Origin of the sequence: Bacillus mycoides (genome assembly GCF_001757995.1) — a bacterium.
In the GTDB taxonomy this organism is placed as follows: Bacteria; Bacillota; Bacilli; order Bacillales; family Bacillaceae_G; genus Bacillus_A; species Bacillus_A mycoides_B.
The window spans coordinates 33,900-47,506 of sequence record NZ_LXLV01000012.1; the positions used below are offsets into that span (position 1 = coordinate 33,900).

At 34.4% G+C, this 13,607-nt stretch carries 16 protein-coding genes and 1 pseudogene; 12 read left to right on the forward strand and 5 right to left on the reverse strand.

From position 1 onward, the window contains the following. The first annotated feature begins 45 nt into the window (after positions 1–45). Both BWGOE10_RS03995 and BWGOE10_RS04000 read left to right on the forward strand, forming a co-directional pair. The gene (locus BWGOE10_RS03995) at positions 46–447 is read left to right on the forward strand and encodes a nuclear transport factor 2 family protein (protein ID WP_070141014.1); all 402 of its coding nucleotides are present in this window, start codon (positions 46–48) and stop codon (positions 445–447) included. A gap of 87 nt (positions 448–534) precedes the next feature. Continuing rightward, the gene (locus tag BWGOE10_RS04000) at positions 535–1,017 is read left to right on the forward strand and encodes a PRK06770 family protein (protein WP_070141015.1); all 483 of its coding nucleotides are present in this window, start codon (positions 535–537) and stop codon (positions 1,015–1,017) included. A gap of 34 nt (positions 1,018–1,051) precedes the next feature. Here BWGOE10_RS04000 and BWGOE10_RS04005 read toward each other — a convergent pair whose 3' ends face one another. After that, the gene (locus BWGOE10_RS04005) at positions 1,052–1,963 is read right to left on the reverse strand and encodes a DMT family transporter (RefSeq protein ID WP_070141016.1); all 912 of its coding nucleotides are present in this window, start codon (positions 1,961–1,963) and stop codon (positions 1,052–1,054) included. A gap of 205 nt (positions 1,964–2,168) precedes the next feature. Between BWGOE10_RS04005 and BWGOE10_RS04010 the strand changes: the two genes are divergently transcribed. Together BWGOE10_RS04010 and BWGOE10_RS04015 are read left to right on the forward strand one after the other, a co-directional pair. Next, positions 2,169–2,663, forward strand: coding sequence for an Lrp/AsnC family transcriptional regulator (locus BWGOE10_RS04010; RefSeq protein WP_070141017.1), 495 nt, complete (start codon positions 2,169–2,171; stop codon positions 2,661–2,663). Positions 2,664–2,801: 138 nt separating this feature from the next. Further along, positions 2,802–3,257: an N-acetyltransferase gene (locus BWGOE10_RS04015; protein ID WP_070141018.1), complete on the forward strand. Its 456-nt coding sequence runs from the start codon at positions 2,802–2,804 to the stop codon at positions 3,255–3,257. A 78-nt stretch (positions 3,258–3,335) separates the two neighbouring features. On the opposite strand, the gene BWGOE10_RS04020 is transcribed toward BWGOE10_RS04015, so the two are convergent. Beyond that, positions 3,336–4,106, reverse strand: a complete 771-nt coding sequence (locus BWGOE10_RS04020) for an SDR family NAD(P)-dependent oxidoreductase (RefSeq protein WP_070141019.1) — start codon at positions 4,104–4,106, stop codon at positions 3,336–3,338. 289 nt (positions 4,107–4,395) lie between these two features. Here BWGOE10_RS04020 and BWGOE10_RS04025 point away from each other — a divergent pair, with 289 nt between their 5' ends. From BWGOE10_RS04025 to BWGOE10_RS04045, 5 genes are all read left to right on the forward strand, one after another. After that, positions 4,396–4,755: a MerR family transcriptional regulator gene (locus BWGOE10_RS04025; protein ID WP_070141020.1), complete on the forward strand. Its 360-nt coding sequence runs from the start codon at positions 4,396–4,398 to the stop codon at positions 4,753–4,755. A gap of 489 nt (positions 4,756–5,244) precedes the next feature. After that, the gene (locus tag BWGOE10_RS04030) at positions 5,245–5,601 is read left to right on the forward strand and encodes a DMT family transporter (RefSeq protein WP_070141021.1); all 357 of its coding nucleotides are present in this window, start codon (positions 5,245–5,247) and stop codon (positions 5,599–5,601) included. Positions 5,602–5,603: 2 nt separating this feature from the next. Continuing rightward, positions 5,604–5,918: a DMT family transporter gene (locus tag BWGOE10_RS04035; protein ID WP_070141022.1), complete on the forward strand. Its 315-nt coding sequence runs from the start codon at positions 5,604–5,606 to the stop codon at positions 5,916–5,918. A gap of 138 nt (positions 5,919–6,056) precedes the next feature. Then, positions 6,057–6,635: a TetR family transcriptional regulator gene (locus BWGOE10_RS04040; RefSeq protein ID WP_070141023.1), complete on the forward strand. Its 579-nt coding sequence runs from the start codon at positions 6,057–6,059 to the stop codon at positions 6,633–6,635. A 278-nt stretch (positions 6,636–6,913) separates the two neighbouring features. Next, positions 6,914–8,116 carry an MFS transporter gene (locus tag BWGOE10_RS04045; protein WP_070141024.1) on the forward strand — a complete coding sequence of 401 codons (1,203 nt, stop codon included), beginning with the start codon at positions 6,914–6,916 and terminating at the stop codon, positions 8,114–8,116. 33 nt (positions 8,117–8,149) lie between these two features. Here BWGOE10_RS04045 and BWGOE10_RS04050 read toward each other — a convergent pair whose 3' ends face one another. Beyond that, a complete protein-coding gene (locus BWGOE10_RS04050) occupies positions 8,150–8,488 on the reverse strand; it encodes a winged helix-turn-helix transcriptional regulator (RefSeq protein WP_063223780.1) in 339 nt (112 codons plus the stop codon). A gap of 170 nt (positions 8,489–8,658) precedes the next feature. On the opposite strand from BWGOE10_RS04050, the gene BWGOE10_RS04055 reads away from it, so the two are divergent. Together BWGOE10_RS04055 and BWGOE10_RS04060 are read left to right on the forward strand one after the other, a co-directional pair. Continuing rightward, positions 8,659–9,198: an ester cyclase gene (locus BWGOE10_RS04055; protein WP_070141025.1), complete on the forward strand. Its 540-nt coding sequence runs from the start codon at positions 8,659–8,661 to the stop codon at positions 9,196–9,198. A gap of 19 nt (positions 9,199–9,217) precedes the next feature. Further along, positions 9,218–9,766: an NAD(P)H-dependent oxidoreductase gene (locus tag BWGOE10_RS04060; protein ID WP_070141026.1), complete on the forward strand. Its 549-nt coding sequence runs from the start codon at positions 9,218–9,220 to the stop codon at positions 9,764–9,766. Positions 9,767–9,909: 143 nt separating this feature from the next. Here the strand turns inward: BWGOE10_RS04060 and BWGOE10_RS04065 are convergent, their stop codons facing one another. After that, the gene (locus BWGOE10_RS04065) at positions 9,910–10,428 is read right to left on the reverse strand and encodes a general stress protein (protein ID WP_070141027.1); all 519 of its coding nucleotides are present in this window, start codon (positions 10,426–10,428) and stop codon (positions 9,910–9,912) included. Positions 10,429–10,460: 32 nt separating this feature from the next. Next, positions 10,461–12,200, reverse strand: a pseudogene (locus BWGOE10_RS04070) (SgrR family transcriptional regulator). A 106-nt stretch (positions 12,201–12,306) separates the two neighbouring features. Between BWGOE10_RS04070 and BWGOE10_RS04075 the strand changes: the two are divergent. Then, positions 12,307–13,569: an MDR family MFS transporter gene (locus BWGOE10_RS04075; protein ID WP_070141028.1), complete on the forward strand. Its 1,263-nt coding sequence runs from the start codon at positions 12,307–12,309 to the stop codon at positions 13,567–13,569. Positions 13,570–13,607 lie beyond the last annotated feature (38 nt).

Below are 13,607 nucleotides of genomic sequence, written 5' to 3' on the forward strand. Positions count from 1 at the left end.
GGTTACAACTTGTGTAAAAAATAAATAAACGAGGGAGGAAGTACTATGTCTAAATCAAATTTAGAAATTATTCGAAGCACATATGAAGGATCAGCTTCTTCAAATGCAAAACATTTAGCGGAAGCCCTCTCTGAAAAAGTAGAATGGACAGAGGCAGAAGGTTTCCCGTACGGCGGAACGTACATAGGTACAGAAGCTATAATGGAAAATGTATTTAGTCGTTTAGAATCAGAATGGGATGATTATAAAGCGAGCGTAAATACATACCATGAAGTAAACGGAAAAGATGTAATTATTGCTGAAGGTATGTATTCTGGAGTTTATAAAGAAACGGGAAAATCATTTGAAGCAGAATTCGTTCATATATGGCAGCTTAAAAATGGAAAAATCATAAAATTCAAGCAATATGTGGATAGTTATATTGTGCGAGAAGCTATTAAGGTTTAAAATGAAATAAGGAAACAAATGGAATCGGCTGTGCGCAGGCGATTCTATTTGTTTATGTGATTATTAGGGGAATGGGGAATACATAATATGAAAAAATGGATTATAGGGACAATTACAATGATTGTAATTGCGATAGGAGCTGTATTCGGTGTTACTAAACTTCTTAATTATATAGAAGAAGAGGAGAAGAGTCTTAAAGCACAAAATGTAATGGGGCAACAAGGGAAGAAAGCAAAGGAAGAGAAGCAACAAGCTAGTGAAGATGAAATTATTTCTACAATGCATAGGATGGTACATCAAAAAGTGAAATCCTCTGAAAAATGGGGATTTATTGAAATGACAAATAAGGAAATTCGTGGTGCGAAGAACGCAGTAGAAAGCAGTACAAATTTTAAACATAAATCAAAGTTACTTTCTACTTTGGAGCGTTGGGAGAAAGGAGACTTTTCACAAACGGTTGAGGAGCATAACTTTTTGTGGGAAATTCAAGGTGGTGATACCGGAAAGGCAACAGAACGTTTATCGCCAGAAGAAGAAAAACAGTATGTGAAAGAAATGAAAGGTAAATAAAAACATCGCCACTTTGGTGGCGATGTTTTTTTGATTAAGAATGCTTTCGCATTAAAGCTCTAGCCGGCTGAACAGCAACAGTTTTGAAATGAGAAAATAAATAACATCCTGTCACAACGATAACTGTTCCGAAAATTTGAATCCATGTTAATTCTTCTCCTAGGAAAAGGAATGCTAAAATAGCTGTGAAAATTGGATTGAAATTTAGAAAAATACCCGATGTAGTAGCTCCTAATTTCTGTACACCAATGTTCCAAAATACCATACAAAGAACTGTGGAAATAAGTCCTGTATATAAAAGTGATGTTATGAAGGAAGAATTAATATTGGAAACAGTGAAGTTGCCTATGTTAAATGGAAGCAATAAAATGACGCCAAAAATGCCAGAATATAACGTCGCCATTAGTGGTGTAACTGTTTTTGTCGCCCATTTACTACAAACAGAATAAATGCCCCAAATACAAACTGCTGCAATCATCCATAAATCTCCGCTATTAAAATGGAGTGAAAATAAAAGTGCGAAATTTCCTTTTAAAAGAACGAGGATGACCCCGAAAAATGAAAGAATCATAGAAAGAATTTGAAGTGTATTTACTTTTTCTTTTAGAAATAGCACAGAAAATAATGCAATCGAAATAGCGTTCAATGTAGAAATAAGACCTACATTCGTTGCGGATGTTTTTTCTAGTGCTAAAAATTGAAAAATGTTAAAAAGGACGACTCCTGAAATTCCCATAAGTATTAATGGAAGAATAGCAGCGCGCGGTGGTATGATTTTTTTCTCTTTAAGCCATACCATCGGTAATAAACAAATGATCGCAATTATCCATCTTAAACTTGTCAGTGTCATCGGAGACGCATGATCGACGAGTGATTTCCCAACGACGAAATTTCCTCCCCATAATAAGCTTGTTAATAATAGTAAAAAGACATAAAAATAAGGCATACTAAAAACCCCTTTGTTGAAATAAGAATGAACTGTAAATAATTTTAGCATTTTTCTTTATTATCTAATATATTCTTTTGTATAATGATGAAAACTCGATAAAATGTTTCGTTAGAAATCTCATTCACAGAAAAATATTCAGTTTTATATAAGTTATGAGATGTTTCTTCGAATAATCGTCGGTAAGAAAAAAGGGGGGATTTTGATGGAGTCATCTGTTATTAAGGTGTTAGATGATTTGGATATACAAATTTTAGATATATTGCAAAAGGAGTCGCAAGTAAGTAATGCGGAACTTGCACGCCGCGTTAATTTATCACCAGCTGCGATGCATGCACGAATAAAAAGATTAGATGGGGAAGGATTTATTGATAAGCAAGTGGCAATTTTAAATCAAGAAAAGCTTGGATTTGATTTATTATGTTTCATTTTTATGAGCACGAATATTCATCAGTATGAAAAGCTGAAAGTGTTAGAACGAGAATTAGAATCTATGCCTGAAGTGTTAGAATGTCACTGTTTAACAGGAGAGTATGATTATTTATTAAAAGTTGCAAATCGTGATCGTAAGGAATTGGAGCAGTTTATTAGAAAGCTGAATAAGCTTGGTATTACACGTATACAGACGAGTTTAGCACTTCGTGAAATTAAATATTCGACGGTATTGCCGATACGAAATGAGGAACCAAGCATTGATTAGATTGCTTGGTTTTTTGTTTGGGTAAAATTCAGAAAAGTAATTGACGGAGAGGAAAGTCGGATGTATTATTATATAAAATTATGAATTAATATTCATTTAGTCTTATAAAAATTATGGTGCTAGGCAAGGGGATATAATATGAAAATTTTTAATGCGGTTACAAGTGATGTAAAAGAAATTTATAATCTCATTGAAATGTATGCAAAAGAAGGAGTTGTTTTGCCGCGGTCTCTTTTGTCTCTCTATCAGTATTTGCAATGTTTATATGTTATGAAAGAAGGAGAGGAAGTCGTTGGAGTTGCTGGTTTACATGTGTTAGGAGGGGACCTTGCAGAAGTACGATCGTTAGTAGTTTCGCATACATATGCAGGAAAAGGGATAGGGCGTAAGTTAGTGAATCATGTAATGAATGAGGCGGCAAAGATAAAAGTGAACAGGGTAATTTCTTTAACATACGAAACGGAATTTTTTCAAAAGTGCGGGTTTGATTTTGTGAATAAAGAAGCGCTGCCAGAGAAAGTGTGGATTGACTGTAGACATTGTCCAAAAGTTGATTATTGTGATGAAGTGGCGATGATACGGTATGTTGGGTGAAATATTTAGAGAGAAAAAAGGCCCACTATTATTTAAGAAATAGTGGGCATCTATATTTTAGTCAGAAATGAGATGTTGTTAAGAATTTGAATTTGTTTTTCTTACTGCAAAATTAAAAATGGGATTTTTAAGCTCATAGTTATAAGTAGAACCATCGACAAGCCCTACAACTTTATCGCTATCATAAAGATCGAGCATAAATTGTGCCATTTGTTTTGCAGTGTGGAATTTTGGTACAACACCATCATATTGAAACTCATCAATATTAAATGAACGCTTTGCAAATTCTGTTTCAGTTGCACCAGGAGCTAAAACTTTTGCTTGTAGTTTTGCACCTTGTTCTTTCAGTTCGTGAGATAGTCCTTCTGTAAATGCACTTACATAGAATTTCGTAGCACAGTACGTAACAGCATTGGCAACAATCGTGTATCCACCACCTGATGAAACGTTAATAAGCTGTGTTCCTTCGGTCATTGAATAATCTCGAACGAAAAGGGAAGAGAGTATTGTTAGTGCTTCTATATTTACATGCAACATCGTTTCTATCTTGTTTAAATTTTGTTCAGCAATTGAGGCGAAATTACCAAAACCTGCGTTGTTAATCCACGTTTCAATTTGAAAACTTTGTAGACTTTCATAAAATTTATAAACTTCTTCAGTGACGGATAAATCAGTTCTTCGAATGATAACATCCAATTCCGGATGCATTTCGTTAATTTTTAATTTTAATTCTTCTAATTTTGCTTGTCTTCGAGCTACAAGTATTAAGTTTTTTCCGCGAGATGCAAAGGCTAATGCGGATTCATAGCCAATTCCTGAACTAGCACCAGTAATAACAGTATATTTCATATAAAAGCCTCCTAAATTCAAATTAATTTATTATGGTTAGATTGTATTTATTAGAGTATACTCTAAGTCAAATGTTTTTTATAAAGTGAAACTTTAATCAGTGGGGGGGGCATCCCCCACTGATTATTAGCCTTCACCAATCGGGCGTTTACGGGCAGTTGATCTCCCACCTTGCTTCTTTGCTCCAGTCGAATTTTGAGGTGGGAGTTTTACTGCTCGTTAATGCGGGATAATTTGGATAAGGCAGTAAAATATATGAGAGTAAATGGCGTGCGGAGGGAGTATGATTATGTACACAATTAGCGAGGTAGCTAAATTATTAGGAGTGAGCACACATACATTACGTTATTATGAAAAGGAGAATATATTAATTGCAAATCGCGATGCAAATGGGAATAGATTGTATGAAGAGTCGCATATAAAGTGGTTGCAGTTTGTAATGAAGTTAAAACAAACACAAATGCCGATAGCAAAAATAAGAGAATATGCTAGATTATATACAGAAGGTGAGCATACAACCGAAGCTCGTTTACAACTTTTAGAAGATCATAAAAAATCTATTCAAACTCAAAGAGAAAACTTAGAAGTTACAGAGAATATGCTTGAAAATAAAATTATTGCATACAAAGACTCGTTGGAAAGTAAATAGCGTACAAAATATTTCGTTCTTTGTTGCATGTTGAAAAGGGAGTACAGGTCTTTGTTTTGGAATTTATCTATGAGTATTTTATTATAATGTGCCGATAAATTAAAAAAGAGCAGTTAGCTAAAAGCAACTGCTCGATTCAAAGGGATCTCCAAGGGGGAATGGAGAAAATATTATGTTACTAGTATTATTGACAGACTATTAAGAAATATACATGTGAATTTAAGAAATTTAAAATATTTTTGGGTTAATAGAATCCGGGTGTTGACACTTTATCAATTGGTCATGTAGAATATTTATGAATGACATTCAGTCATTTTCTGTGAAAGGGTGTAGATAAGCAACTTTTATATGTAGTTAGCTTAATAACGGAACAAATATAAGGATAAATGAGGATGATATTGGTTTTTTAAATAGTAGTTAGCGTGAGATTATATTTTTTAAATTAAAAATGACTGATGGTCAGTCAGTGAATAATAGAAGGTGAGAGTTATGAAAAATAAAGCTTGGTTATATGTCATATTAACATGTATTTTTGAAGTCTTTTGGGTGTTTGGTTTTAATACGGCCCACACTTGGTGGCATTGGGTCATTATTGTAGGAGTTATCGCTGTTGATTTTCATTTTCTTTCTAAAGCGTGCGAACATCTTGCAACAGGGACTGTATATGCTGTATTTGCCGGAGCTGGTACGGTAGGTACTTTCCTAATGGACGTATTCCTTTTCGGCGGCAGTTTCAGTGTAGGAAAACTATTCTTTATCGTGATGGTTGTAGCGGGCGTTATCGGTTTAAAATTGGCTGATAATAAAGCAGAGACTGTGGAAGAAACTATGGAAGGAGCTGCTTAAAAATGGGTTGGTTTTTCGTATTTTGTGCTGCAATTAGTGAAATAGTCGGTGTGATAGGACTTAAAATGTATAGTAAAAATAAGACGTTAGCAAATGGAGCGATTTATATAGGTGGATTTGCAACTTCCTTCGCATTCTTATACACATCTTTCTTGTTCTTACAAGTAAGTGTGGCTTATGCGGTTTGGATTGGCATTGGAACAGCGGGCGCAGTTTTATTAAATATGTTTCTGTTTGGTGAATCGAAAAGTAAGGCGCGTTTGATTAGTGTAGCTCTTATTGTATGTGGAGTAACTGGATTAAAGGCTCTTTCATAAGAAATTGATATTAAAGTTGAATCTCCTAACGATTTGTTGGGAGATTTTTATTATGAAAAGTGCACTATAATTGACAGTACAGCTAGTTATTTTATAAAATGAGTGACAGTCATTCAATATGCGTTTGAAAGGGTTTAGATGATGAATAAAAAAGAAAAAATTGTCTATGCAGCTATTGAAGTATTTCAGGAAAAGGGCGTTGAAAAAACGAAGATTTCTGATATCGTGAAATTGGCTGGCATTGCACAAGGAACTTTCTATTTATATTTTCCTTCTAAGTTATCTGTTATGCCTGCAATAGCAGAAGTGATGGTTGAGAAGATGATACTTGCAGTGAAAGAAAAAGTACAGAACGATGCACCTTTTTCAAGTAAAGTTGAGCAAGTAATAGATGCAGTGTTTAACTTTATAGCTGAATATCGTGAAATACAAGCATTAATGTATGCTGGTCTTGCATCTACTGAACATATAAAAGAATGGGAAGCTGTGTATGAGCCTCTTTATATGTGGCTAAGCGAATTTTTAAGTAAGGCAAAAGAAGATGGTGAAATTCGTGATTCGGTTCACGCAGAAAGAACAGCCAAGTTATTTATCGCTCTTGTTGAATCAGCAGCGGAACAAGTTTATTTATATGATCATAAAGATGATGAGCAAGTCGAGCTACAAAAGGCAGAAGTACTAGATTTTTTAACACATGCACTACATATAAAGAAATAAGTGAAACTTTAATCGGTAGGGGCATTCCCTGCTGATTATTAGCCCGCACTAATCGGGATAAAACAGTTAGGTGAACCTATCTTAAAAAGGTAGGTTCATTTCTATGAAAAACTGAATGATAATCATTCATCTTGTGCTTATGCATGTGTTGAAGGATAGAGTGAAACTTTAATGAGTGGGGGCATCTCCACTCATTATTAGCCCAAGAATAGCGGGATAAAGAGAAAGTTTCTTGGGCATTATTTTTGAGAGGAACTTACGGGAAGAGGTGTTAAAAAGTGAAGAAACCGATAAAAGAACAAAAGATGGTATTGATCATTCTTTTGAGTAATATATTTATCGCTTTTTTAGGGATTGGGTTAATCATTCCGGTTATGCCATCCTTTATGAATGATATGAATTTAACCGGAAAGACAATGGGCTATCTCGTTGCAGTGTTTGCAATGGCTCAGCTTATTACTTCACCAATTACAGGTCGTTGGGTCGATCTTTACGGTAGAAAGAAAATGATAATCATTGGATTATTTATTTTTGGTGTTTCAGAGCTTCTTTTTGGATTAGGAAAAGATGTGTGGATGCTTTATGTGGCGAGGGTGTTAGGCGGAATTAGTGCTGCGTTTATTATGCCGGGTGTTACGGCATATGTTGCTGATATTACATCTATTCAGGAACGTCCAAAGGCGATGGGATACTTATCTGCGGCTATTAGCACTGGATTTATTATAGGGCCTGGAATCGGTGGGTTTATTGCAGAATACGGTATACGTGTACCGTTCTTTGTGGCAGCAGTTATAGCCTTTATAGCATGTATTATTTCTATATTTATTTTGAAAGAGCCGTTAACGAAAGAACAAATTGCAGAGATTGCTGCTAATACGAAAGAATCAAGTTTTATTGGGGATTTAAAGAAATCATTACATCCAATGTATGCAATTGCATTTATTATTGTATTTGTACTCGCTTTCGGTTTATCGGCATATGAAACGGTGTTTAGCCTGTTCTCTGATCATAAATTTGGTTTCGCGCCGAAAGATATTGCTGCCATTATTACAATTAGCTCAATCTTTGGGGTAGTTGTGCAAGTATTTATGTTTGGAAAATTGGTAGACATGTTCGGTGAGAAAGTGTTAATTCAAATATGTTTAATTGTAGGTGCAGTGTTAGCATTCGTCTCAACTGTAGTCTTTAATTATTGGATTGTACTTCTCGTTACTTGCTTTATTTTCTTAGCATTTGATTTACTTCGTCCAGCTTTAACGACGTTTTTATCAAAAGCAGCTGGAAAAGAGCAAGGATTCGTTGCTGGAATGAACTCAACGTATACGAGCTTAGGAAATATTGCAGGACCAGCGATGGGCGGGATATTATTTGATATAAATATCCATTATCCATATGCTTTCTCAGGCTTTGTTTTAATAGTTGGTCTCGGCATTACATTTATGTGGAGAGAGAAGCAGTTAGCTGAAAGTTTCGCGAAGTAATAAAACCCCTTACCGTTGTAAGGGGTTTTTGTTTTACAAACTTAATCCAAACCGCTTTAATTCAATAAATATCCCCTCTAATTGCTTTCCTTTATCCGTTAATGTGTACTCTACACGAGGCGGAACTTCTGGATATACTTTTCTCGTTATAATCCCTTGTGCTTCCAATTCTTTTAGGCGAAGTGATAATGTTTTCGGACTAATACCGTCCATTGATTTTTGTAAATCACTAAAGCGTAATGTTCCTTCGATAAGAAGGTCACGGATAATTAAAAACGTCCACTTTGTACTAATTACGTCAAGAGTTTTAGCGATAGGACATGGAATACCAGGTAAACCTTTCGTTAATTCAACTGGATCTATATTGTTCATGGAACTAGCCTCCATAAAAAAATTTTTAAATGAATTTGCTTTATAGTATCACAAAACTATCTTTTTGGTAACTATATGAAAAAAATATCACTACTTCCATAAAGGAAGTTAATGCATATACAATAGCAATACGAAATACAAAGGGTTTGGATGAGGAGGAGGTGATTTCCATGAGTATAAAAAAGTTGTTTGCGTTCCTTAGTTTTTTTGTCATTTGTATTACGCTTGCAGCATGCGGCGTGGAACAAAAAACTGAAGTCCAGTTATTAAAAGAAATGCCACAGCCAAAAACAATGACAATTGATTCTTCATTAAGTAAAAAAGAAGCGACAGAAATGGTTCATGCAGCTCAGCGTTTTTATGCATTTTGGGATACAGGTAGGGAGGAACTTATTCCGCAGACTGTTACGGAAAATTTCTTCGATAATACATTGCCGAAAGGCCGTCCACAAGGTATTGAAGGATTAAAATTTGCGGCGCAAAACTTTCGTAAAGTAGTTCCAGACATACATTGTGAAGTTGAAGATTTATTAGTGGTTAGTGATAAAGTAACAGCTCGTCTTTCTTTTACAGGAACTCATAATGGTAAAAACATTCGTTTTTTTGCAATTGATATTTTGCATGTGAAAGACGGAAAGGTAACGGAAGATTGGCATTTAGAAGATAATCTTACGCTGAAACAGCAACTTGGATTAATAGCTGAAGAGTAAAATAAGGGAGAGAAAAGTTATGAAAAATATATTCATTATAAATGGGCATGAAAAATACGGTTCAAAGGAAGGAAGATTAAATAAAACGTTAGTTGATTATATGGTAACGGTATTAAGCGAGAATCATCATGTGAAAACAACAACGATTCAGGATGGCTACACTATTCAAGAAGAACAAGATAAGTTTTTATGGGCTGATGTTGTGATTTATCAAACACCAATTTACTGGTTTAGTGTGCCTGGATTATTTAAAACGTATATGGATGAAGTATATGAATATGGCTTGTTTTTTGAAGGTGCGAATGAATACGGTACAGGTGGTTTATTAAGAGAGAAGCAGTATATGTTTTCTACAACTTGGAATGCACCTGAAAAAGCATTCGGAGATAAGACGAAGTTCTTTGAAGGAGAAAGTTTAGAGGCAGCGCTTAGTCATTTACATCGTGTGCAGAAGTTTCTCGGTATGAGTCCATTAAAGAGTTTTGCTTGTTATGATGTGGTGAAGAATCCGAATATTGAGCAGTATTTATTAAACTTGAAAAATCATTTGGATGAAGTAATTAAATAATAGTTTGCATCCTTGTGCGTAAAAAGGTTCATCTTTAAAAATGTAAAAGAAGGTACTACTAAGAGTGTAGTACCTTCTCTTGCATTCATAAAAATTGCTTAGTTTTTCTTAGCTTAAAGTTTTCATAAGTGAAATCTAATATTTTATGAAATACGTTGAAAATCTTTACTCATACAGGACTGTTTTAGTTTTTTTGATTTTATCAAATATTTAATATCAGAGGTGTTATCATATGAAAGCTGAATATGATAATAGTTAATATACTCAAATAATGCAAAAACATAAACGAATAGGGCGAATGATAGCCCGCCCAAAGGTAATTGGGGATACCAAATTAAAAAATCGATAATAAACATAATAAGTCCTGTGATAATCAATCCTATATTTATCTTTTTTAGCATTTTCAAATATTGAATAATCCTAATAGGTGTAACAGATGTTTTCTCTTTTTTTAGTCTTTTCCACTTTACGTACCAGTAAACAGTTCCTTGTAGTAAGAGAAACTCTAAAAGAAGAAATGAGACCCAAAAAGAGTATAGGGAATATAAATGTAATGTAGGATAAGCATAATTAATTACGTAACTTGTAAAAATAAAAGTAATGACTGAAAATAACTCACCTGTGTATAGATACGAAAGCCTTTTTTCTAGGTTGCTTTTCATGGTTCTTCTCCTTTTATAAAAAATTTCACATTTTACTGCGGGGATGGCTGTATCCATAACTTCGCAAAATTTGCCCAACCGAATGAATCAATTGTCACGTTTTTTAAAGAAGAAGGATATGTTTTTCTTTTTAAAACGTGATAGTTAAATAAAATGATGCTTTCAGCTTGTAAAAACTCTTCAATTTCATACATGAGCTCATAACGTTTTTCTTTATTTTCTTCTAGTAAAAATGTATCTAGCAAACAATTAATTTGTTTTTCATAGTGCGGGTCCATGAACCGATTTACGAAGCAGCTTTTATTTTTAAATACATTTAAAAATGCAATTTCATGCTCGGTAGCAAACACTTCTCCCATTAAAATAATATCGGCGTGTTTATCGATAGAACGATCCATATAATCTGAAACGAGAAATGGGTGAAGTTCTACGTGCATTCCTAATTGTTCGCAACGTTCTTTTAGGAAGTCTGCGTCGTTTGCACTATCTTTAAATGCGAAGAAATAAATATGTATCGTTTCTCCATTATAGGTGCTCTTTTTCAAATACTCTTTCGCTTTTTCTAGAGAGTAAGACCTTTTGGGAGCTTGGCGGCTTCTTTCAGGGAAAAAGCTTGATGCAGCAATTGTTCGGCGCCCCTCTATGTTCCGAAGTATTGTTTCAACATCATATATTTCTCTCCAAGCTTTACGAAAGTAAATATCGTGATGGGGACCGGTTTTCTTAAAGTTGAAGCCAGCATAAATGCAGCCTATTTCTTCTATTTGTATGTCGTGTCTTTCATTTTCCTCTTCATTTGGCAGTTCATAATCAGAATCTATTTTCACATGATCTGGAATACGCCAAAACTCAATACGGTCTAGTAACGCACGTTCTTTAAAATAATGGGTGAACGCTTCGAGTACGATATTATCTTCAGAGTAATGAGTAAGTTTGAAAGGCCCAGTACCTATGTAATGATAATTTTGGATACTCGCATCATGCGGTAAAATTGCGAGTTGCATGGAACTTACATAATGTAAGAAAAATAAATTCGGTTTTGCTAAATGGAATCGTATTTGTAGTGGTGACGGTGTTTCAATTTAGACAATTTCCTGTGTTAACCATGCGTAAGGAGATTGAGCTTGCTGCAATCTTTCAAATGAAAATTGAACATCTTTAGAAGTTAAAAGAGTTTCGTTATGAAAATGTATATCTTTTCGTAAATAAAACGTCCACGTAAGTTGATCCTGACTTAATTCCCACGTATGAGCAATGTGCGGTTCCATTTTTTCTGTAATATCGTTATAAATGACTAATGTATCAAAAATTTGGCTAATAAGATGACCCTCTGTTGTTACAGCCGTAAAAGCCGGATCTAATGGGAATATCTTTCTTGATATAGGAATCTTTAATATGTCGTACATATCATTTGAAGGTTCGTATCCAAAATGATGATGTAGCTTATTTTCTATCTTTTTTTGAAGTGCAAGAGGAAGGGGCTCTTTTAAAAGAAGAAAGACATCTTTTAATTTTTCTTGGGCTAACAGTTCATCTGCATAGGATTCAATCGCTTCTACTAAACTATGTACAAATATAATTTCTGTTTTATTCCCGCGGCCTCGCCCTGGCGTCCACTTAATGAATTGTTCCTCGCTCATTTTCTTTAATAAAATCTTCACGTTTTTCGTACTGCAATATAAAACATCCGCTAATTCTTGTAAGCTATTTCGTATATGCTGTTGGTCTTGTGCATGTAATCTTAGTCTAATGTAATAGTCCATAATCTTCATACGTATACACTTCCTTCTTTATAAAAGGGGAAACTCTTTAGAATATTCTAACCTTTTTCTTCCTCTTTTTCAAAGTAAAATGAATAAGCATAAGGAGGGGGAAACAATGGGTTTTTGGAGTATGCATCGAAATATAAAAATTAGAATTATAACTTCGTTTTTAACACGTACTGTGTCCACGATGATTTTTCCATTTATGGCGATTTATTTTTCAATAAAGTTAGGTAGTGCGATTGCTGGTGCTCTACTACTAATTAATGTAATAGCTGCATTAGTAATTGGTTTATACGGTGGATATGTTGGAGATCGGCTCGGTCGTAAAAAGGTGATGATTATCGGCCAAAGTATACAAGTCGTTTCAATTGCTTGTATGGGAATTGCGAACTCAGATTATGTAGATTCACCGTGGCTAACATTTGTATTTATGCTAGTGAACAGCTTAGGATCTGGACTTATGAATCCAGCGACAGAGGCGATGTTAATCGATGTGAGTACACCTGAAAATCGAAAAGTGATGTACAGCATTAACTACTGGGCGATTAATTTATCAATTGCAATTGGAGTGATATTTGGCGGATTACTATTTGAGAACTATAGGTTACAATTGTTTATCGTATTAACGGCTGTGGCGATTATTACTTTATATGTGATGGCTGTATATATGGAAGAAGTGTATGTGGCAAGAAAAACAGTAGAGAAGAAAAATGTATTAAAAGATATGGCAGATAGTTATAAAGTTGTGATGAAAGATAGAGCGTTTTTAATTTTTTGTTTAGCGAGTATATGTACATTATCGTTAGAATTTCAAATTAATAATTATTTAGGGGTGCGTTTACAAAAGGAATTTGAAACAATACACTTTTTCTTCGGTAATGGTTTTACGTTTGATTTAACAGGTCTAAGAATGCTGAGCTGGATATCGGCAGAGAATACAATTTTAGTTGTTTTATGTTCGGCGCTTATTATTAAGATGTTAAAGCGTTTCAACGATTTGAAAATCTTATATGTGGGTTTATTTATTTACACAATTGGATTTACAATACTCGGAACGAGCAATAGCTTATGGATTTTATTAATTGCGGGGATTTTCCAAACTGTAGGAGAGATGATGTATGTACCGGTTCGTCAATCTATAATGGCGGATATGGTGCCAAATGACGCGCGAGGTTCTTATATGGCGATTAACGGAATGGTTTTTCAAGTGGCGAAAATGAATGGTACATTAGGTGTTATGTTAGGTTCATTTATTGCATCTTGGGGCATGAGTGCTCTATATTTTATCGTTGGTATGAGCAGTATTTTATTATTTATGAAGGCAATTGGAAAAGAGAAGTATCAAGATGAACGAAACGTTTCTCGTATTGGATAAAACCATATGAAAAGCGAACCAGTCACACTGGGACTCGC

Coding starts and splice junctions, on each gene's coding strand:
- BWGOE10_RS03995 (WP_070141014.1), top strand. CDS start 46: ATGTCTAAATCAAATTTAGAAATTATTCGAAGCACATATGAAGGATCA.
- BWGOE10_RS04000 (WP_070141015.1), top strand. CDS start 535: ATGAAAAAATGGATTATAGGGACAATTACAATGATTGTAATTGCGATA.
- BWGOE10_RS04005 (WP_070141016.1), bottom strand. CDS start 1,963: ATGCCTTATTTTTATGTCTTTTTACTATTATTAACAAGCTTATTATGG.
- BWGOE10_RS04010 (WP_070141017.1), top strand. CDS start 2,169: ATGGAGTCATCTGTTATTAAGGTGTTAGATGATTTGGATATACAAATT.
- BWGOE10_RS04015 (WP_070141018.1), top strand. CDS start 2,802: ATGAAAATTTTTAATGCGGTTACAAGTGATGTAAAAGAAATTTATAAT.
- BWGOE10_RS04020 (WP_070141019.1), bottom strand. CDS start 4,106: ATGAAATATACTGTTATTACTGGTGCTAGTTCAGGAATTGGCTATGAA.
- BWGOE10_RS04025 (WP_070141020.1), top strand. CDS start 4,396: ATGTACACAATTAGCGAGGTAGCTAAATTATTAGGAGTGAGCACACAT.
- BWGOE10_RS04030 (WP_070141021.1), top strand. CDS start 5,245: ATGAAAAATAAAGCTTGGTTATATGTCATATTAACATGTATTTTTGAA.
- BWGOE10_RS04035 (WP_070141022.1), top strand. CDS start 5,604: ATGGGTTGGTTTTTCGTATTTTGTGCTGCAATTAGTGAAATAGTCGGT.
- BWGOE10_RS04040 (WP_070141023.1), top strand. CDS start 6,057: ATGATGAATAAAAAAGAAAAAATTGTCTATGCAGCTATTGAAGTATTT.
- BWGOE10_RS04050 (WP_063223780.1), bottom strand. CDS start 8,488: ATGAACAATATAGATCCAGTTGAATTAACGAAAGGTTTACCTGGTATT.
- BWGOE10_RS04055 (WP_070141025.1), top strand. CDS start 8,659: ATGAGTATAAAAAAGTTGTTTGCGTTCCTTAGTTTTTTTGTCATTTGT.
- BWGOE10_RS04060 (WP_070141026.1), top strand. CDS start 9,218: ATGAAAAATATATTCATTATAAATGGGCATGAAAAATACGGTTCAAAG.
- BWGOE10_RS04065 (WP_070141027.1), bottom strand. CDS start 10,428: ATGAAAAGCAACCTAGAAAAAAGGCTTTCGTATCTATACACAGGTGAG.
- BWGOE10_RS04075 (WP_070141028.1), top strand. CDS start 12,307: ATGGGTTTTTGGAGTATGCATCGAAATATAAAAATTAGAATTATAACT.